The organism is Pararobbsia silviterrae, assembly GCF_003628125.1.
Classification (GTDB): Bacteria; Pseudomonadota; Gammaproteobacteria; order Burkholderiales; family Burkholderiaceae; genus Pararobbsia; species Pararobbsia silviterrae.
Genome location: NZ_RBZU01000002.1, coordinates 228,389 through 246,730 on the forward strand (window position 1 = coordinate 228,389; position 18,342 = coordinate 246,730).

Below are 18,342 nucleotides of genomic sequence, written 5' to 3' on the forward strand. Positions count from 1 at the left end.
CGCCGCGCGAGTATGGCGGATTTGCGCCGCCGGAAACCGGAATGTCGAATATTGAGCGCGTGAATGTGGGCACGTCAGATGAGGCTCGATTCATGGAGCGCCGCATTGACGCCTGCGGCGGCGAGCGCCTCGTGCATTAAGCGTGTGAATGCGGGTCTTCACATCAGGCTCGATTCGTGGAGCGCCGCATTGACGCCCGCGGCGGCGAGCGCCTCGTGCATTGTCGAGAAAATCCGCGGCTCGCCGATGATCCGTGTGAGCCCGTGGCGGTCCATGTCCTCGCGCAGATAGCGGCTCACGCGCGCGAACACGATCGCGATATCGCGCGCGTGCAGGGTTTCGATGAGCTCGCCGAGCGTGCGCGATGCGGAGTAATCGAGGTCCGTGATCGCACCCGCGTCGACGATGAACCAGCGGATCGCGTCGGGCGCGGCGTCGATGAGCCGCGTGACTTCGAGCGCGAAGAAGTGATCGTTCGCGAAGAACAGGTCCGCGCCGAAGCGGTAGACCATGAGGCCCGGCGCCGTCATGATGCCCGGCTTCGCGGGCACGGGCAGCCAGCGCCCGTTCGGTTCGGCGGGTTCGAGCACCATCGTGTGCGGATGGTAGCTGTGCCGGACATGCCGCAACAGGGACAGCGCGACGGCGAGCAGGATGCCGTGCTCGACGCCGATCAGCACGACGGCGGCGGCCGTGACGAGCGCGAGCGTGAACTCGCCGGGACTTTCGGCGCAGACGCCGCGCAGGCCCCGGATATCGACGAGGCCGAGCGCGATCGTGAAGACGATGCCCGCGAGCACGCAGTGCGGCAGGTATTGGAGCCACGCGCTCAAAAACAGCAGCACGACGACGACGACGGCCGCGAACGCGAGTTGCGCGAGCTGGCTGCGCGCGCCCGCGCGATCGGCCATCGCGGTCTGCGTCGGACTGCCGTTGACGACGAACGACCCGCTGAACGCCGAGACCGCGTTGGCCGCCGCGAGCCCGAGAATGTCGGCGTTCGTGTCGACGGTCTCGTGGTATCGCTCGGCGAACACGCGCGTGGCCGCCGCGCTTTGCGCGACGATCATCACGAAGCACGAGGCCGCGACGGGCAACAGGTCGAGAAACTGCTGCCAGGTGACGATCGGGAAGCGAAGCGAGGGCAAGCCCCCGGCGACAGGGCCGAGCACCGTGATGCCGTGCGCCGCGAAATCGAACGACCGGCTCGCGACGATGCTCGCGACGACGGCGATCAACGGAATCGGCACGCGCGGCAACACGCGCTTGAGCCCGAGGATCGCGACCACGACGAGCGCCGTCAGCGCGATCGTCGGCGTGTGGATCTGCGGCAGATGCCCGGCGACGTAGACGAATTGCGCGAGGCTGCGCGACGACGGATACGGGACCGTCATGCCCGTCATGTCGCCGAGCATCGCGATCGAGACCTGGACGCCGACGCCGGCCAGAAACCCGAGCAGGACCGTGCGCGAGAGGAAGTCGGCGAGAAAGCCGAGCTTGAAGATTCGTGCGAGCAGCAGCAGCGCGGCGGTCAGCAGCGCAAGCGTGCCGGCGAGCGTCACATATTCGGCGCTGCCCATCGGCGCCATCGTCGAGACGCGGCTCGCGAAGATCGTGGCGGTCGCGGAATCGGCCGCGACGACGAGATGGCGCGACGCCCCGAACACCGAAAAGGCGACGAGCGGCAGGAACGCCGTATAGAGGCCCGTGACCGTCGGCATGCCCGCGATGCGCGCATAGCCGAGCACTTGAGGGATATCCATCGACGCGAGCGACAAGCCCGCGAAGACGTCGCGCCAGGCCGTCTCGCGCCGGATCGGCAGCAGACCTTTCAAAAGACCGAAGCGCGCCGACGCACGCGGTTTGGGATCATCCATGCTCGATATCGTCTGGGTGTATGAGGTCGTTTGCGCATCGTGCCTGCACTGGCTATCCGATGGCAAGCGCGCGCACGGTTCAGGTCGTGCGCATCGACGCGGGGATCGTCGATGGGGCGCGGGCCGACACGTCGAGCCCGGCTGCATGGATCGGTCGAGCGGGATGCCGCGCGGCCGTGACGGGTTTCCGACCGGACGGCGGCGCGGGCGGATCGGGCGAATGGGGGGCGGGGGGGCTTGGGGACTTGGAGGAGCGGGGGCCGCTGCGGGGCGCGACGCGTCGACGCCCCGGCATCGGTTCCCGGCGTCAGGACTTCGCGTCCGCCGTCTTGTAGAGCACGGGGTCGTTGCGGTACAGCGCGGGAAACAGCGTCTTGAGCGCCTCGACCTTCGGGATGTCGTTGATCGCGATATACGGGTAGTCGGGATGCAGGACGAGGAAGTTCTGATGGTCGTGTTCGGCCGGATAGAAGCCCTTATAGGCCTCGACGCGCGTGACGACCGGGCCCGCATACACATGGGCGCCGTCGAGCTGCGCGATATAGGCCTGCGCGATGGCGCGCTGTTCGGGCGTGGTCGGGAAGATCGCGGATCGATATTGCTTGCCGTGATCGGGGCCCTGGAAATCGAGCTCCGTCGGATCGTGGGCGACCGAGAAGTAGATCTGCAGGATCCGGCCGTAGCTGATCTGGGCCGGGTCGAACGTGATCTGCACGGACTCGGCGTGGCCCGTATCGCCTTCCTCGACGCGCTCGTAGCGCGCGGTATCGGCCGCGCCGCCCGAGTAGCCCGATGCGACCTGCGTGACGCCGCGCACATGTTCGAACACGCCCTGCATGCCCCAGAAGCAGCCGCCCGCGAGCACGGCCGTTTCGGTGTGCGCGCCCATGACGTGTTCGTCCTGCGCGGGCGCGGGGATCGTGACGGGCCGTTCGCCCGAATGCGCGCTGCGTTGCCAGGCGAACGCGCCCGCGACGACGAGGGCGAACACGCCGATGCGCGCCGCGCGTTTCAGACCCGACCGCGCGCGCGAGGTCTCGGGCGGGGTGCGATGTGCCGGCGCGGCCGGTTGCGGGATGTCAGCGGGATGCATGTGCGGTGCTCCAATCAAGGTTGAATGCGATGCGTGCGATGTCGATGTCGATGTCGGGCGAGGGCGAGGGCGAGGGCGAGGTGCGGTCTGCATGCCATCCGCACCTTGGCCCCCCGCCCGACGGCATCAGCCGAACGTGAACGCGTAGGCCTGCACGCCCGGATCGAGGAACTCGATCGCAAACGTGTGATCACGGACGTCGCCGGCCTGGCGCACGAGCTGATAGAGCCGTTGGCCGGTCACGACTCCGGTGCCGTCGGGCGCGATGTCCGTGCCGTGCGCGTCGCCGGGCGCCTTGCCGTCGACCGTCACGCGAAAACGCACGGGTTTGCCGTCCGCGCCGGGCCCGAGCACGAGATGAAGGTCGCGTGCGTGGAAGCGATAGACGATCTGGCCGTCGGGCGTGGCGAGCGTGGCGTTTTCGGCGCGCACGGTCCAGTCGCCCGCGAGCCCCCATTGATTGACGTTCGGATCGGACGGCGCGCGATAGGCATGCGAGCGGTCCTGCACGACGCCGCCGGGCGACGCGAATCCTTCGGCGCGCTGGAACCCGACGTAGGTTTCGGGCGAACGCATGTCCGCTTCATCGGCTTGCGCCTGGACGCCGGCCGCCTTCGCGTCGCCCAGACCGAGCGGCACGTTCGCCGCGTCGGGGTGGCCCGCTTCGACGAGCAATTGCTGGATGACGCGCTCGGACTGGTCGTATTCGCCCTCGCCGAAGTGCGTGTAGCGGATGCGTCCCTGCGCATCGGCGAAGTAGTGGGCGGGCCAGTACTGGTTGTCGAACGCGCGCCAGATCGCGTAGTCGTTGTCGATCGCGACCGGATACGTGACGCCGAGATCGCGCGTGGCCTTCGTGACGTTGTCGATATTGCGTTCGAACGCAAACTCGGGCGCGTGCACGCCGATCACGACGAGGCCCTTGTCGTGATACTTGCGCGCCCAGGCTTCGACATAGGGCAGCGAGCGCAGGCAGTTGATGCACGAGTATGTCCAGAAATCGACGATGACGACCTTGCCGCGCAGCGACGCGTCGGTCAGCGGCGGCGAATTGAGCCATTGCACGGCGCCGTCGAGCGGGGGCAACTGACCGAGTACCGGCAAGGCCATCTTCTCGGGCGCTTTCATCGCATCGGAGGCGCGCATCATCGCGCCGCCCTGGGCTTTCATCGCATCGCCGCTCGCCTGCATCGTGCCGCCGGTCGTCTGCGTCATGGCGTTGGCGGCTTGCATCGAGCCCGTGTTCGAACCCGACGGCGAGAACGCGTCGACGAGGCGCTGTTCGAGACCGCCCGTGGCGATCGTCGAGATGCGCGTGAGCACGCCCGTATCGAGCCCGAGGGCAATGGCCGCGACACCCGCGAGCATGGCCACGCCGATGCCGCGGCGAATCCATTCGCCCGCGCCGAGCGAGCGCTTCATGGCCGCGAATACGCGGCCGCCGAGCAGCAGCGCGACCGCGAGCGAGGTCGCCGCGCCGGCCGCATAGGCGAGCAGCAGCACCGTCGTGCCGGCGTTCGCGCCGTGCAGCGCCGCGCCCGTGAGCACGAGGCCGAGGATCGGGCCCGCGCACGGCGCCCAGAGCAGGCCCGTCGCGATGCCGAGCACGAACGAGGCGCCGATGCTCGGCGCGCCGTCGTGCTGGGCCGCGCTCGACAGCCGGTTGCCCGCGTTGACGAGCGGTTGCATGAGCCGGTCGGCGAACTTCGGCAGCAGCAGCGTCAGGCCGAAGACCGCGAGCAGCACGATCGCGATCCAGCGGCCGTACTGGTTCGCTTGCGCGACCCAGCCGCCGCCGACGGCCGCGAACGTCGCGACGACGGCGAACGTCGCGGCCATGCCCGCGAGCAGCGGCAGGCCCGAACGGACGAAGGGCTGATCGGCGCGCGCGAACACGAACGGCAGCACCGGCAGGATGCACGGGCTCAGGATCGTGAGGACGCCGCCGAGATAGGCGAGGACGATGAGCAGCATGATGATGTCTCGATGGAAAGTCGTGGGTTCGAAGATCGAGGGGCGGGTTTCAGCCGGCGCGGGCGATGTGGCGACGCGGTTCGCGCGGCCGCACGGACCGGTCCGCGCCGGACGGCCCCCCGGCCGATACGGTCAGGTCGCGCTCGGCGTGAACGTCATCGCGACGCCGTTCATGCAGTAGCGCAGGCCGGTCGGCTTCGGGCCGTCGTCGAACAGATGGCCGAGATGACCGCCGCATCGGCGGCAGTGCACTTCGGTCCGGATCATGCCGAACGAGAGGTCCGCATGGGTCGCGACGGCGTGTTCCAAAGGCGCATAGAAGCTCGGCCAGCCTGTCCCGCTGTCGAATTTGGTTCGCGCGTCGAACAGCTTGAGCGCGCATGCGGCGCACGCGAACGCGCCCGCGCGGTGCTCGTCGTTGAGCGGGCTCGTGAACGGGCGTTCGGTGCCCGCGTTGCGCAGCACGTCGTACTGGGCGGGGGTCAGCAGCTTGCGCCATTCGGCGTCGGTGTGCACGACCTCGAAATGTTCGGCCGGGCCCGACGCGGTGCCGGCCGCGGGCGGCGGGGCGGCGGCCGCGTCGCCCGGCGTCGCGGCGAACGCGCGCCACCGGGTCAAGGCCGCCGCGACCGCGAGTGCGCTGCCGCCCGACACGAAAAGTCGTCTGCGCGTATTCATGTGTCATCTCCTCAAACCTGCCAGGGAACCACGAACCGGGATTCGGAGCCATTCCGCCCGGTGATCGATGACCGCAGCTTAGGGCGCGCGCGGTGTCGAAGTCCTCACGAAAAGTAAAATGAATTGTGATAACTCGGCCGCGCGGATTTCTGCACAATGGACGCCTCGTTCGAGATGCAGTGTCTGCCACGGATATGGATTCAGCCAAACGCGTTCTGATCGTCGAAGACGATGCCGATATCGCCAACGTACTCGCGCTGCATCTGCGCGACGAGCACTACGAGGTCGTCCATAGCGCCGACGGCGCGCAAGGCCTGCGCCTGCTCGAGCAGGGCGGCTGGGACGCGCTGATCCTCGATCTGATGCTGCCGGGCGTCGACGGTCTCGAAATCTGCCGGCGCGCGCGCGCGATGACGCGCTATACGCCGATCATCATCACGAGCGCGCGTTCGAGCGAGGTTCACCGGATCCTCGGTCTCGAACTCGGCGCCGACGACTACCTCGCCAAGCCTTTTTCGGTGCTCGAACTCGTCGCGCGCGTCAAGGCCCTGCTGCGGCGCGTCGATGCGATGGCCAAGGATCTGCGTGTCGAAGCCGGCGTGCTCACGCTCGGCGGCCTGTCGATCGATCCGATCGCGCGCGAGGCGCGCGTCGACGGCACGCGCATCGAGCTCACGCCGCGCGAATTCGATCTGCTTTATTACTTCGCGCGCCACCCGGGCAAGGTGTTCTCGCGCATGGATCTGCTCAATGCCGTGTGGGGCTACCAGCACGAAGGCTACGAACATACGGTCAACACGCACATCAATCGTCTGCGGACCAAGATCGAAGCCGATCCCGCCGAGCCCGCGCGGATCCTGACCGTCTGGGGACGCGGGTACAAGTTCGACGCGCAGCAGGCGCCCGGCGCGCATGAAGGGCACGAGACGCCTGACCCGCCCGGACCGTCCGAGGTGCGCGCGGACGACGCATCGAACGGAGACGCATCGTGAAACTCGCGCTGACTCACCGGCTATCGATCGTTTTTTCGGTGCTGCTGCTCGCCTGCTGCGGCGCGTCGGCGTGGCTGCAGATCCGCGCGAGCGATCTGCACGACAAGGAAGTCATCCAGGGCCTCTCGCGCGACCTCGCGTCGCATATCGCGCGCAACGCGGCGTTGATGGATACGAACGGGCCGCGGCCCGATGCGTTGCGCACCTTGTTCGGGCAACTCATGGCCGTGAACCCGAGCGTCGAGGTTTATCTGCTCGATCCCGACGGCCGTATCGCGGCCGACGATGCGCCGCCGGGCCATCTGCGCCGCATGCGCGTGGATGTGCGTCCGATCGAGCGTTTTCTCGCGCACGACGCGTTGCCGATTCTCGGCGACGACCCGCGCAGCGTCGACGGCCGCAAGGTTTTCAGCGCGGCGATGATTCCGAGTACGGGCACGCAGCCCGCCGGGTATATCTATGTCGTGCTGCTCGGCGAGGCGCACGACGCGCTCGCCTCGCAGATCGCGCAAAGCGCGGTGTTGCGCACGACGCTCTGGTCGATGGCCGTCGTCGCGTCGCTCGGGCTGCTCGCGGGTCTGGTCGCGTTCGGTCTCATCACGCGTCCGCTGCGGCGGCTCACGGGCGTCGTGAGCCGTTTCGACGCGTCGCTGCGCGCGGGCGCGGAGCCTGGTGCGCTTGAACGCAGCCGTCCCGCGAAGCCCGGCGCGACGCGCGACGAAATCGTGATTCTCGAACGTACCTTTGCGCAGATGGCCGACCGCATCGGACTCCAGTGGCGCGAACTCAAGCGGCAGGATCAGGAGCGGCGCGATTTCTTCGCGACGATCTCGCACGATCTGCGTACGCCGCTGACCTCGTTGCACGGCTATCTCGAGACGCTGTCGTTGAAGGACGAGGCCTTGCCCTCGGTCGAACGCCGCCGCTATCTGTCGATCGCGCTCGCGCAGAGCGCGAAAGTCGGCCGGCTCGCGCAGTCGCTGTTCGAACTCGCGCGGCTCGAACACGAAAACGTCCCGCTGACGCGCGAGGCGTTCCCGCTCGCGGACGTCGTCCAGGACGTGTTTCAGAAGTTCGAGCTTGCCGCCGAGGCGCGGCAGATCCGGCTGCATGCCGAGATTCCGCCGCGCCTGCCCGTCGTCTATGCGGATCTCGGGATGATCGAGCGCGTGCTGACCAATCTGCTCGACAACGCGATCCGGCACACGCCCGATCGCGGTCAGGTCAGCGTCGAGCTCGCGGCCGACGGGTCGCGCGTCGAGGTGACCGTCAGCGATACGGGGCCCGGCATTCCGGCCGAAGCGCGCGCCCATCTGTTCCGGCGCGCGTTCAGTTCGGGCGGTGCGCGGCGCGTCGGGGGGCTCGGCCTGCTGATCGTGCACCGGATGCTCGAACTGCATCACAGCCAGATCGAACTCGTCGAACGCGATGGACCGGGGACGACGTTCCGCTTCGGTCTGCCCGTGGCGACGACGGGCGCATCGGCCGACGCCTGAATCGACCCGGCCGCGGTGACGCGGGCGCGGGGGAGGCGTGTGCGGCTTGCGGTGAGGGCGGCGTGAGGGCGGCGTGAGCGCCGGCACGTCTTGCGTGACGAGAATCGCGCGCGCGGGCCTCGGTGAAGGCCGAGCGCGCATTCGATCGGGTGTGCGCGGCGCTCAGCGTCGTCGCGCGAGCAGGCCCATCAGATAGGGTGCGCCGATCAGCGTCGCGACGAGTCCCGCGGGGAGTTCGCGCGGCATCAGCCATTCGCGGCCGAGCCAGTCGGCGAAGACCATGACGATCGCGCCGGCGATCGCCGCGAGCGTCAACTGTTCGACCGGACGCCGCGCGCCCGCGAGCCGCGCGAAATGCGGCGCGGTCAGGCCGACGAACGACAAGGGCCCGACGATCAGCGTCGCGGACGCCGTCGCGAGCGCGACGAGCGACAGGACGGCCAGGCGCGCGCGTCCGACGTTCACGCCGAGACCGCGCGCGTGCGCGTCGCCGAGCGGCAGGATCGTCAGCCACCGATGAAGCAGCGGCGTCGTCGCGCAGAGCGCGACACCGATGAACGCGGCCGTCGCCGCATCGGTGCGCGTGATCGAATAGGTCGATCCCGAGAGCCACGAGAGCAAGGCGACCGCGCGTTCGCCGCCGCTCGCGATGACGACCGCGACGATCGCCTGACTCAAGGCGCTGATCGAAATGCCCGTGAGCACGACATGCTCGGGCGCGAAACGGGTGCGCGACGCGGTATAGCCGAGCGCGGCGAGGATCGCGAAGGCGCCCGCGGCCGATGCGATCAGGCGTACCGACGCGGTCGCGTCGGCCGCGCAGATCATGAGCACGACCATGCCGAGCGCCGCGCCGCCCGATACGCCGAGCATCTCCGGACTCGCAAGCGGATTGGCCGTCACGCGCTGCATGAGCACGCCCGCGATCGCGAGCATCGCGCCCGAGGCGAGCGCGCCGACGACGCGCGGCACGCGCCAGAGCACGATGCGGGCGTCACCGTCGCGTGTCGCCCAGTGCCAGTGTCCGACTGTCGCGTGCGCGGACGCATGGCGCGCCGCATCGACGATGCCGTGTCCCGTGTAGCCGAGCATCAAGGCGCAGACGACGGCGCCCGCGAGCAGCGCGAGCGCGAGACCCAGCACGCGAGCCGGCGCGTATCGCGCGCTCGGATCCGACGGCGTATCGTGGCCGCCCGGATCGAAGAGCGCATGCGCGAGACGCGTGCCGTTCTCGCGCCGCATGCGCGAGACCGTCAGCAGCATCACCGGCGCGCCGAGCAGCGCGGTGACGGCGCCCGCCGGCACGAGATCGCCGAGCGCGCCCGAGGCGAGTTGCACGATCTGGTCGGTGAGCCACACGAGCACGGCGCCGCACAGCGCGCTCGCGACGAGTCGCGCGCCGAGCCGGCGCGCGCCCGTCCAGCGCGCGATCGCGGGCGCCGCGAGCCCGATGAAGCCGATCACGCCGACCGCGCCGACGACCATGCCCGCGAGCAGCACCGCGAGCGCGAGCGAGGCGACGCGTGCGCGCCGCACCGAGAATCCGAGATTCTGCGCGTTCGTATCGTCGAGGCCGAGCAGGACCATGGGCAGCAGCAGCAGCCAGGCGAGGACCGCGCCGACGACGCACTGCGGTCCGAGCGCCGCGACGACCGTCCAGTCCTGCTGGACGAGCGAGCCGCCGCCCCAGATGAACACGGCGCGCAGATACGGCGCATGAATCAGCTGGAGCGCGACGGTGACCGAGCCGCAGAACAGCGAGACGACCATGCCGGCGACGGCGACCGTCGTCGGCGTCAGATCGCTGCGCCACGCGAGCCCGAACACGAGCACGGCCGCGCATGCCGCGCCGGCGAGCGCGGTCGTCTGCGTCGCGCCAGCGAGCCACGCGGGCGCATAGAGCGTCGCGAGCGTCAGCGCGAGTTGCGCGCCCGAGGACACGCCGAGCGTCATCGGCTCCGCGATCGGATTGCGCAGGACTTGCTGGAAGATCGTGCCCGCGAGGCCGAGCATCGCGCCCGCGAGCCACGCGACGCCGATCCGCGGCATCCAGCTGTCGTGAATGATGACGGTGCGCAGCTCGCGCGGGTCAGGATGCAACAGGCCTCGAATCCACAGATGCGGCGCGGCGATGTCATGCAGATTGACGAGCGACAGCGCGCACGCGGCGAGTACCGCGACGGCGAGCAAGACGATCGACACGCGGCGCGTGGGCCGGACGCCGATATGCGATGCACGCGCACGCGGCATGCCGGCGGCTGTGCGAACGACCGGGTTCAAGATCGCACCTCGCGCGTGAGCCGACGATTCAGGCGGGTGTCATCGAGGGCAGTGCCGATCGTGGACACAGCAGGGGACGCGTTCGAGTCCGATGTCGAGTCCCAGTCCGACGCAGACGTCGATGTCGATGCTGGTGTCGGTGCCGGTGCCGGTGCCGGTGCCAGCGAGACGAGCGCTTGGGTGATCACGCGGCTGAACCGTTGCGCCGAGGGCAGCATGCCGAAGCCCCAGAACGGCGGCAAGGCCCGCACGCGCGCGTGCGCGACCGCGGGCAGGGCGTTCCAGAGCCGGTTGTCGGCGAGCTTGCGCGCGCCGCCGTTCGGCAGCGGTTCGAAATAGAACAGATTCGCCGTGGCCGCCGCGCCGAGCGCTTCGAGCGGGGCTACGCCGATGCCCCAATAGTCGGTCGGTCCTTGCCAGGCATTGCGCACGCCGAGCGCGTCGAAGACGTCTTCGAAGAGGCTCTTGGCGCCGTAGACGCCGATATGGCGCGCATCGAAAAAGCGGATCAGGTAGGCCGGATGGTCGCGAACGGACGCGTCGAGCGAGGCGATGCGCGCGCGATCGGCCGCGAGGGCGGCGCGGGTGCCCTCGATCAGCGCCTGCGCGGCCGCGTCCCGATGACAGAGCGCGCCGAGTGCGCGCGTGACGTCTTCGGAGCGGCGATACGGCTGACCCGCATCGGAATAGACATCGAAAGCGCGCACGGGCGCGATGCGTTCGAGCAGATCGCGTTGCGATTCCTGGCTCGAATTGATGAGGATCAGATCGGGGGCGAGTTCGGCGATCAACTCGATGCTCGGTGTGAGCCGCAGCCCGACGTCGGGGACCTCGGGCGGCACGACGGGCGAGACGACGCTCGCGTTGTAGTCGTCGATCTCGGAGACGCCGGCGGGAACGACGCCGATCGCGAGCAGGGTTTCGACGAGTCCCCAGTCGAGCACGACGAGGCGCGGCGGATGGGGGAGGTGCGCGTCCGCGACATGCGCGTCTGCGACATGCGCGTCCGCACCCCGCGCATTCGCGCGGTCGGACCCGCTCGACGCGACGGACGCATCGCCCCACGCGAGGCGCGGCCCCAACGTCAGTCCCGCAAGTCCCGCCAGCCCCGAGACCTCTGCAAATCCCGCGAGCGACGCGGCGACGAACGACCTGCGCCGCATCTCAGCGCGAACCCTCGATGCGATGGACCCCGCCGGCGCCGTCCGCGCGCACCGCATGATTCAACACAGGCGGTGCGCGGTGTACGTGCTCGACGGGGTCTGTCGTCATGAGGTCCGATTGAGGCTTACCAGCGATAGCGCGCGGTCGCGAGGACCTCGATGCCGTCACCGTAGTTACAGATACCGCTCGTCTCGCACGACGCGACATAGGTCCGGTTGAACAGGTTCTTGCCGTTGAGCGAGAGGAGCCAGTGCTTGCCGGTATCGTAATGGATCGCCGCATCGATGAGCGTGCGCGACGGGACCTTGATCGTATTGCTCTCGTCGTAGCTCGTGCCCGTATAACGCACGCCCGCGCCGAAACCGAGCCCGTGCAGCGTCGCGTCGTGGAACGTGTAGTCGGCCCAGGCGGACGCCGATTGACGCGGAATGCCCCAGGGTTCGAGCCCCTGCAACGAGACCGACTCGCCATTGATCGTGCTGGCGGTCAAATTGCTCTGCGTCGTGATGTCGTTCAGATACGTGTACGAGGCGGTCAGATCGATATTGTTCGTCAGGCTCGCATGCCCTTCGAGTTCGAGGCCGCGCGCGCGCACCTGTCCCATCTCGACGCTGTAGCCTTCGTTGACCGGATCGCCGCTTGCCACGTTGCGCTCGCGCAGGTCGAACAGGGCCGCCGTGATGAACGCGTTATAGCCGGGCGGCTGGTACTTGAGGCCGACTTCGTATTGCTCCGCATAGGTCGGCAACAGCGAGCCGCCGCCGTAGACGACGCCGAGTTGCGGATCGAACGACTTCGAATAGCTCACATACGGCGCAAAGCCGCTGTCGAACAGATAGACGAGGCCCGTGCGCCACGTGAACGCGCGCTCGGAATACGTGTACGTGTAGTCCTGGACCGGGTTCTGGTCGTCCGCATTGGCCCAGTCCTCGCGCATGCCGACGAGGAAGCGCCACTTGCCGTATGCGATCTGGTCCTGCGCATAGACGCCGGTTTGCGACATGCGGACCAGGTCGTCCGAGGTTTCGGTGGCGCCCTGGATCGGCAGATAGACGGGGCTGAACAGGTTCAGCGACGATTCGAAGAAGTTCGAGCCGACCTTTTCGTTGTACAGCACGCGCTGGAAGTCGATGCCGACGAGGGCCGTGTGGTCGAGCGGGCCCGTCGTGAATTTGGCTTGGGCCTGGTTGTCGATCGTGAAGAACTTCGCGGTTTCGTCGTTCGTGAACGAATAGCGATTGACGGTCGTCTGGTCGGCGTCGCTGTATCCGGTCGGCCAGGGGAAGACGTTGGCGAGATCGTCGTGCACGACCGTATAGCGGACGTTCTGACGCACGGTCCAGGTCGAATCGAAGACGTGTTCGAGGTTATAGCCGATCGAGTACTGCGTGCGCGTGTGGTGATCGTAGTCGGTGTCGCCCGGATTCAGATGGCTCGAGATCTCGCCGTTCGGGTTCGGCAGCACCGTGCCGATCGCGGGCAGGTAGTTGTAATAGCCCGCGTCGGGGTCGCGCTGGTACTTCGCGAGGACCGTCAGCGTCGTCTTGTCGTCGGGCTTCCACGTGATCGCAGGGGCCACGAGCACGCGGCTTTCGCGCACGCCCGCGACCTGCGTGGTCGCGTCGAGGCCGAGCGCGGTCAAGCGATATGACAGACTGCCGTCCGCGGTCAGCGAACCGCCGAAATCGAAACCGGCTTCGAGCCGGTTATGGCTGCCGGTCGTGAAGAAGACTTCGTGCAAGGGCGTCGTCGTCGGCTGCTTGCTGACGAGGTTCGCGATGCCGCCCGGATTCGTCTGGCCGTAGAGCACGGACGACGGGCCATGGATCACGTCGATGCGGTCGAGCGCGTACGTGTCGAAGCTCGGCATCGCGTAGCCGAAGCCCGAATCGCTCGGCAGGCGCGTGCCGTCGAGATACTGGTCGAGCGCGAAGCCGCGGCTGTAGAGATAGGGCGCACCCGCGGTCGAATCGCCGCGCTGCTCGGACAGCACGCTCGACGTATAACGGAGCGCTTCGGGAACCGTCTGCGCGCCTTGCGCCTGCATCTGGGACGAGGTCACGACCGAGATCGATTGCGGCGTTTCGATGATCGGCGTGTCCGTTTTAGTGCCCGTGGTCGCCGTGTTCGCAACGTATCCGTCAGTGCTTTGCGTCGCGGGTGCGGTCACCACGACGGCCGGCAGTTGCTCGGTCGCGGGTGTCGTGCTCGACGCGGGCGTATCGCCCGATGTCGAGGATTGCGCGAGCGCGATCCCGTTTCCATTGAATAAACAAAGCGATAAGGCTATCGCCGTCGAATTGCGTACCCCCGTGACCATGCGGTTCTCCATCCTGCGTGAATATTAATGTGAATGATTCGTAATAACAACCGAAGCGATAAAAAGTGTGGTGTATTCGGTTGCGGTAGGCGATGCGAAATGACGTGGGGACACACGAGACGGCTCGATCGGCCGTTGAGCGGCTACTATACGGGCGGGCTAGGGGCGGCGTCCGGACATTCTTGGCGTTCAAACGGTCAAATGTGTCCGTTTTGATGATTGGTGTGAATTAAAGTGCATAAAAAAGACATGACGAAAGCGAAGCTCCAGACCTTCGGCCCGGTCGCCGGCGCCCGTCCCGTCATCGCCCAGTCGATCGACTACGACGACGGCGCGCACGAGATCGCGCATGTCCACCATCGCGCGCAGCTCGTCCATGCGACGACCGGCATCGTTCGTACGGTCACGCCGTATGGCCTCTGGATGCTGACCTCGGATCACGCCTTGCTGATCGGATCGCAGATCGAGCACGAGCTGCATATGGTCGGGTCGGTCTCGATGCGCACGCTCTATATCGAGCCCGATTCGCTCGCCGGATTTTCGGGCGAATGCCGCGTGATCGAAATGAGCGATCTGCTGCGCGCGTCCGTGCTCGGCATGTTCGATCCCGTGATCGGCGAGGCCGAGCGCGACGCGATGCTCGCGCCGCTGATACTCCATCTGCTGCAGACGTCGCGCGATGCGCCGGGCAACAGCCGTCTGCCGTTGCCCGCGAGCGCGCGCGTGCGGCGCATCTGCGAAGCGCTGATCGCGAATCCGTCGAGCGTCGATACGCTCGAACGATGGGGTGAACGCGTCGGCGCGAGTGCGCGCACGCTCGCGCGGCTCTTTCGCGAGGAAACGGGCATGACGTTCGGGCAGTGGCGCGAGCAGTTGCGGCTCGTCGAAGCGGTGTCGAAGCTCGCGACGGGCGGCACGGTCGCCGACGTCGCGCAGACGCTCGGCTATGCCGACGCGCGGACGTTTTCCGTCATGTTCCGGCGCGCGTTCGGTTACTCGCCGCAGGAGCATCGGCGTCGCGCAGGCGGCGGCGAATAAGCCGCCGAGTCATGCACCGAGTCACCCGCCTACCCACGCGCTGATTTACCCGCCGACTCATCCACGGACCCGCCCACCGACCCGCCCACCGACTCATTCACCGACTCACTCACTGAGTCACCTGCCGAGTGGCCTGCCGACGCGTCCGCCGCCGCGTGGTCCGATTCGCGCCGCAACCGAATCGTCCTAGTGCGCATCGCGCGCGACAGGCCGTCGCACCGTGCTTTGCGCGCGGGTGCAATGCGAAAAGTGCCATTCGGAACGCGGGCGTCGAAAAGTGCCATTGAATCGCGTTTTTGTATAGGGACGCCCCTGGCCGGCTCCCATATCGTTATGCCAACAGTCACGATGCGTGCGATGGATCGAAGTCCGTCGACGCGCCGACCCAGACCAAGGAGACGATGTTGGCCAAGAAAGTCCCGCTCAAGATTGCGATCGCTGAGCATCCGCATACTTCCGCCATTCGCAACGGTTCGATCCCGATCGAGGGCGTCGACGCTGAATTCATCACCGTGCAGCCGCAAATCGGCGCATTCCGCCGCATGGTCCGCGACGTCGAATTCGACGTCTGCGAACTCGCGCCGACCACGTACATCATCGCGCGCGCCTACGGCGCGCCGTTCGTCGGCCTGCCGATCTTCGTCGTGCGCCGCTTCCATCACGGCGGCCTGCTCGTGCGTCCCGACGCCGGCATCCGTACGCCGAAGGATCTCGAAGGCAAGAAGGTCGGCGTGCGCGCGTATTCGGTCACGACCGGCGTCTGGACGCGTCAGGTGCTGATCGACGAATTCGGTCTCGATTCGTCGAAGGTCACGTGGGTCGTCGACGACGAAGAGCACGTCACGCAACTCAAGCTGCCCTCGAATGTCATTCACGCGCCCGCGGGTAGTTCGCTCGCCGAAATGATGGCCTCGGGCGAACTGTCGGCCGGCTTCGCGGCCGCCGCAGGCATCGGCCGCACGGGTGCGCCGACGGGCGGCTGGAAGGAAGTCGAAGCCGACTACCCGGATCTGCTGCCCAATGCGGCGGAACTCGAAGCCGACTATTACAAGCGTTCGGGCGTCTACCCGATGCACGGCACGATCGTCGTCAAGGATTCGGTGCTCGCGGAGAACCCGTGGATCGCGAAGTCGATCTACGACGCGTTCGCGCAGGCGAAAAAGGAATGGCTCGAACGCCTCGACGCCGGTCAGGCGACGAGCGCGAGCGACAAGAAGTATCTCGAACTGCGCAAGATCGTCGGTCACGACCCGCTGCCGTACGGCATCGAGGCCAACCGCAAGACGATCGAGACGCTTGAAGCGACCGCCTTCAAGCAAGGCCTGACGCCGCGCCGCATGTCGCTGCCGGAACTCTTTGTCGACCCGCAGGCCCTCTGAGCCGCCGCACTCAACGGAATACACCATGATCATCGATTGCCACGGCCATTTCACGACCGTGCCCAAGTCCTTCCGCGACTGGCGCGCCAAGCAGGTCGAGTTCGCGAACGATCCGGCCAATGCGCCCTCGCGCGACGGCGCCTTCGTCAGCGACGACGAGATCCGCGAAGCGATCGGCAACGGCCAGCTCAAGCTCCAGCGCGAGCGCGGCAGCGACCTCACGCTGTTCTCGCCGATCGCCGGCCTCATGAGCCATCACCTCGGCAATGAACGCACGAGTCTCGAATGGGCCGAGGTATCGAACGACCTCGTGTTCCGCGTCACCGAGCTCTATCCGGACAACTTCGCGCCGGTCTGCCAACTGCCGCAATCGCCGGGCGTGGACCCCGCGAATTCGATCGCCGAACTGCGCCGCTGCGTCGAACAGCTCGGCTTCGTCGGCTGCAATCTGAACCCCGATCCGACGGGCGGCTACTGGACCGGCAAGCCGATGACCGATCGCGAGTGGTATCCGCTCTACGAAGCGCTCGTCGATCTCGACGTGCCCGCGATGATCCACGTCGCGGCTTCGTGCAATCCCTGCTTCCACGGCACGGGCGCGCACTACCTGAACGCCGATACGTCGGTCTTCATGCAGATCCTCCAGTCGGACCTGTTCAAGGACTTCCCGACGCTGCGTCTCGTGATTCCGCACGGCGGCGGCGCGGTGCCCTATCACTGGGGCCGTTATCGCGGCATGTCGCTCGAGATGCGCGACCGTCCGCTCGAAGGCCTGCTGAACAACATCTTTTTCGACTCGTGCGTGTATCACAAGCCGGGCGTCGAGCTGCTCACGAAGGTCATCCCGACCGACAACGTGCTGTTCGGCTCGGAAATGATCGGCGCGGTGCGCGGCAAAGATCCGGCCACGGGCCAGTACTTCGACGACACGAAGCGCTATATCGACGCCTGCGAGGCGCTGAGCGACGAAGACCGCCACAAGATCTTCGAAGGCAATGCGCGCCGCGTCTATCCGCGGCTCGACGCGCGGCTGAAGGCGCGCGGCAAATGAGAGTGGCAAATAAGCGCCGCAATGAAATGCGGCGCGAGCCGACCCACGTACCGAGACATCCATGACTTTCCAGATCGTTGATATCCATCCGCACATCATTTCCGACGACGAGCAGGCCTATCCGCCCGCGCCGCTGTTCGGCAAGCGTTCGGACTGGTCGAAGGAGCGTCCGACGACCGTCGAGACGCTGATCGAATCGATGGACGCCGCCGGCGTCGCGAAGGCCGCCGTCGTGCATTCGTCGACGACCTACGGCTTCGACAACAGCTACGTCGTCGACGGCTGCGCGAAGTACGCCGACCGTCTCGTCGCCGTCGGTTCGGTCGACGTGCTCGAGGCCGACGCGCCGAAGAAGATTCGCGAGTGGGTCGGCCGCGGTCTCGCGGGTCTGCGCCTGTTCACGGGCGGCAGCACGAAGGAATTCGATCCGAGCGAACTCGACGATCCGCGTGCGTTTCCGGCGTGGGAGCTCTGCGCCGAACTCGGCCTGCCGATGTGCATCCAGACGGGCCCGATCGGTCTGCCGCAAGTGACCGCGCTCGCGAAGCGCTTCCCGAAGGTCGCGATCGTGCTCGATCACCTCGGACGTCCCGAAGTCGCGGACGGCGCGCCGTACGCGAAAGCGCAAAGCCTGTTCGATCTCGCGCCGCTCGAGAACATCTATCTGAAGCTGACGCCGCGCATTTTCGGCGACGTCAAGAAGGAGAAGGCGAGCGCCGACACGTTCTTCCCGCGCGTCGTCGAAGCGTTCGGCGCGAAGCGCATGGCCTGGGGCTCGAACTATCCGACGTCGCCGGGCGCGCTGTCGGAGATTCTCGCGACCGCGCAAGCGGGCCTCGCGAGCCTGAGTGACGAAGACCGCGCATGGATCTTCGGCAAGACGGCGCAACAGCTGTATCCGGCCCTGGCCTGAGCGCCGGTTGTACCCGTGCCGGTCACGAGTTCGTTCGCAGAAGGCACAGCAGAGGCCTGCGACGCGACCGGCACGCGAATTCCAAAC

13 protein-coding genes are annotated in these 18,342 nt (G+C 67.3%); 6 read left to right on the forward strand and 7 right to left on the reverse strand.

Translation table 11 applies throughout. From position 1 onward, the window contains the following. Nucleotides 1-158 precede the first annotated feature (158 nt). The 4 genes from D7S86_RS06405 to msrB all read right to left on the reverse strand — a co-directional run bounded on the left by D7S86_RS06405 (nucleotide 159) and on the right by msrB (nucleotide 5,622). Nucleotides 159-1,877, reverse strand: a complete 1,719-nt coding sequence (locus D7S86_RS06405) for a SulP family inorganic anion transporter (protein ID WP_121084689.1) — start codon at nucleotides 1,875-1,877, stop codon at nucleotides 159-161. Nucleotides 1,878-2,184: 307 nt separating this feature from the next. After that, complete coding sequence (msrA, locus tag D7S86_RS06415) at nucleotides 2,185-2,970, reverse strand: peptide-methionine (S)-S-oxide reductase MsrA (protein ID WP_121084693.1); 786 nt, start codon at nucleotides 2,968-2,970, stop codon at nucleotides 2,185-2,187. 126 nt (nucleotides 2,971-3,096) lie between these two features. Next, on the reverse strand, nucleotides 3,097-4,944 hold the full coding sequence (locus D7S86_RS06420; RefSeq protein ID WP_121084695.1) for a cytochrome c biogenesis protein DipZ: 1,848 nt from the start codon (nucleotides 4,942-4,944) through the stop codon (nucleotides 3,097-3,099). Between the two features lie 132 nt (nucleotides 4,945-5,076). Next, a complete protein-coding gene (gene msrB, locus D7S86_RS06430) occupies nucleotides 5,077-5,622 on the reverse strand; it encodes a peptide-methionine (R)-S-oxide reductase MsrB (RefSeq protein ID WP_121084699.1) in 546 nt (181 codons plus the stop codon). A 194-nt stretch (nucleotides 5,623-5,816) separates the two neighbouring features. Here msrB and D7S86_RS06435 point away from each other — a divergent pair, with 194 nt between their 5' ends. Together D7S86_RS06435 and D7S86_RS06440 are read left to right on the forward strand one after the other, a co-directional pair. Further along, nucleotides 5,817-6,614 (forward strand): response regulator transcription factor, encoded by a 798-nt coding sequence (locus tag D7S86_RS06435; RefSeq protein ID WP_240648044.1) that lies wholly within the window; start codon nucleotides 5,817-5,819, stop codon nucleotides 6,612-6,614. After that, nucleotides 6,611-8,110 carry a sensor histidine kinase gene (locus D7S86_RS06440; RefSeq protein ID WP_121084701.1) on the forward strand — a complete coding sequence of 500 codons (1,500 nt, stop codon included), beginning with the start codon at nucleotides 6,611-6,613 and terminating at the stop codon, nucleotides 8,108-8,110. Before D7S86_RS06435 ends, D7S86_RS06440 begins: the two co-directional genes overlap by 4 nt. A gap of 162 nt (nucleotides 8,111-8,272) precedes the next feature. Here D7S86_RS06440 and fhuB read toward each other — a convergent pair whose 3' ends face one another. The 3 genes from fhuB to D7S86_RS06455 all read right to left on the reverse strand — a co-directional run bounded on the left by fhuB (nucleotide 8,273) and on the right by D7S86_RS06455 (nucleotide 13,874). Continuing rightward, nucleotides 8,273-10,390 carry a Fe(3+)-hydroxamate ABC transporter permease FhuB gene (gene fhuB / locus D7S86_RS06445; RefSeq protein WP_240648018.1) on the reverse strand — a complete coding sequence of 706 codons (2,118 nt, stop codon included), beginning with the start codon at nucleotides 10,388-10,390 and terminating at the stop codon, nucleotides 8,273-8,275. Further along, nucleotides 10,387-11,553 carry an ABC transporter substrate-binding protein gene (locus D7S86_RS06450; protein ID WP_121084705.1) on the reverse strand — a complete coding sequence of 389 codons (1,167 nt, stop codon included), beginning with the start codon at nucleotides 11,551-11,553 and terminating at the stop codon, nucleotides 10,387-10,389. The genes fhuB and D7S86_RS06450 overlap by 4 nt, the downstream gene beginning before the upstream one ends. A 125-nt stretch (nucleotides 11,554-11,678) precedes the next feature. Further along, nucleotides 11,679-13,874, reverse strand: a complete 2,196-nt coding sequence (locus D7S86_RS06455; RefSeq protein ID WP_121085248.1) for a TonB-dependent siderophore receptor — start codon at nucleotides 13,872-13,874, stop codon at nucleotides 11,679-11,681. A gap of 249 nt (nucleotides 13,875-14,123) precedes the next feature. Between D7S86_RS06455 and D7S86_RS06460 the strand changes: the two genes are divergently transcribed. The 4 genes from D7S86_RS06460 (at nucleotide 14,124) to D7S86_RS06475 (ending at nucleotide 18,255) form a co-directional block, all read left to right on the forward strand. Then, on the forward strand, nucleotides 14,124-14,912 hold the full coding sequence (locus tag D7S86_RS06460; protein ID WP_121084707.1) for an AraC family transcriptional regulator: 789 nt from the start codon (nucleotides 14,124-14,126) through the stop codon (nucleotides 14,910-14,912). Between the two features lie 401 nt (nucleotides 14,913-15,313). Continuing rightward, a complete protein-coding gene (locus tag D7S86_RS06465; RefSeq protein ID WP_121084708.1) occupies nucleotides 15,314-16,291 on the forward strand; it encodes an ABC transporter substrate-binding protein in 978 nt (325 codons plus the stop codon). 25 nt (nucleotides 16,292-16,316) lie between these two features. Beyond that, on the forward strand, nucleotides 16,317-17,342 hold the full coding sequence (locus D7S86_RS06470; protein WP_121084710.1) for an amidohydrolase family protein: 1,026 nt from the start codon (nucleotides 16,317-16,319) through the stop codon (nucleotides 17,340-17,342). Between the two features lie 61 nt (nucleotides 17,343-17,403). After that, nucleotides 17,404-18,255, forward strand: coding sequence for an amidohydrolase family protein (locus tag D7S86_RS06475; RefSeq protein WP_121084712.1), 852 nt, complete (start codon nucleotides 17,404-17,406; stop codon nucleotides 18,253-18,255). Nucleotides 18,256-18,342: the final 87 nt, after the last annotated feature.

Excerpts from the sequence above, each read along its gene's own strand:
- D7S86_RS06450 (WP_121084705.1), bottom strand. The coding sequence starts at position 11,553 with ATGCGGCGCAGGTCGTTCGTCGCCGCGTCGCTCGCGGGATTTGCAGAG.
- D7S86_RS06465 (WP_121084708.1), top strand. The coding sequence starts at position 15,314 with ATGTTGGCCAAGAAAGTCCCGCTCAAGATTGCGATCGCTGAGCATCCG.
- msrB (WP_121084699.1), bottom strand. The coding sequence starts at position 5,622 with ATGAATACGCGCAGACGACTTTTCGTGTCGGGCGGCAGCGCACTCGCG.
- D7S86_RS06475 (WP_121084712.1), top strand. The coding sequence starts at position 17,404 with ATGACTTTCCAGATCGTTGATATCCATCCGCACATCATTTCCGACGAC.
- D7S86_RS06420 (WP_121084695.1), bottom strand. The coding sequence starts at position 4,944 with ATGCTGCTCATCGTCCTCGCCTATCTCGGCGGCGTCCTCACGATCCTG.
- msrA (WP_121084693.1), bottom strand. The coding sequence starts at position 2,970 with ATGCATCCCGCTGACATCCCGCAACCGGCCGCGCCGGCACATCGCACC.
- D7S86_RS06435 (WP_240648044.1), top strand. The coding sequence starts at position 5,817 with ATGGATTCAGCCAAACGCGTTCTGATCGTCGAAGACGATGCCGATATC.
- D7S86_RS06405 (WP_121084689.1), bottom strand. The coding sequence starts at position 1,877 with ATGGATGATCCCAAACCGCGTGCGTCGGCGCGCTTCGGTCTTTTGAAA.
- D7S86_RS06455 (WP_121085248.1), bottom strand. The coding sequence starts at position 13,874 with ATGGTCACGGGGGTACGCAATTCGACGGCGATAGCCTTATCGCTTTGT.
- D7S86_RS06460 (WP_121084707.1), top strand. The coding sequence starts at position 14,124 with ATGACGAAAGCGAAGCTCCAGACCTTCGGCCCGGTCGCCGGCGCCCGT.
- D7S86_RS06470 (WP_121084710.1), top strand. The coding sequence starts at position 16,317 with ATGATCATCGATTGCCACGGCCATTTCACGACCGTGCCCAAGTCCTTC.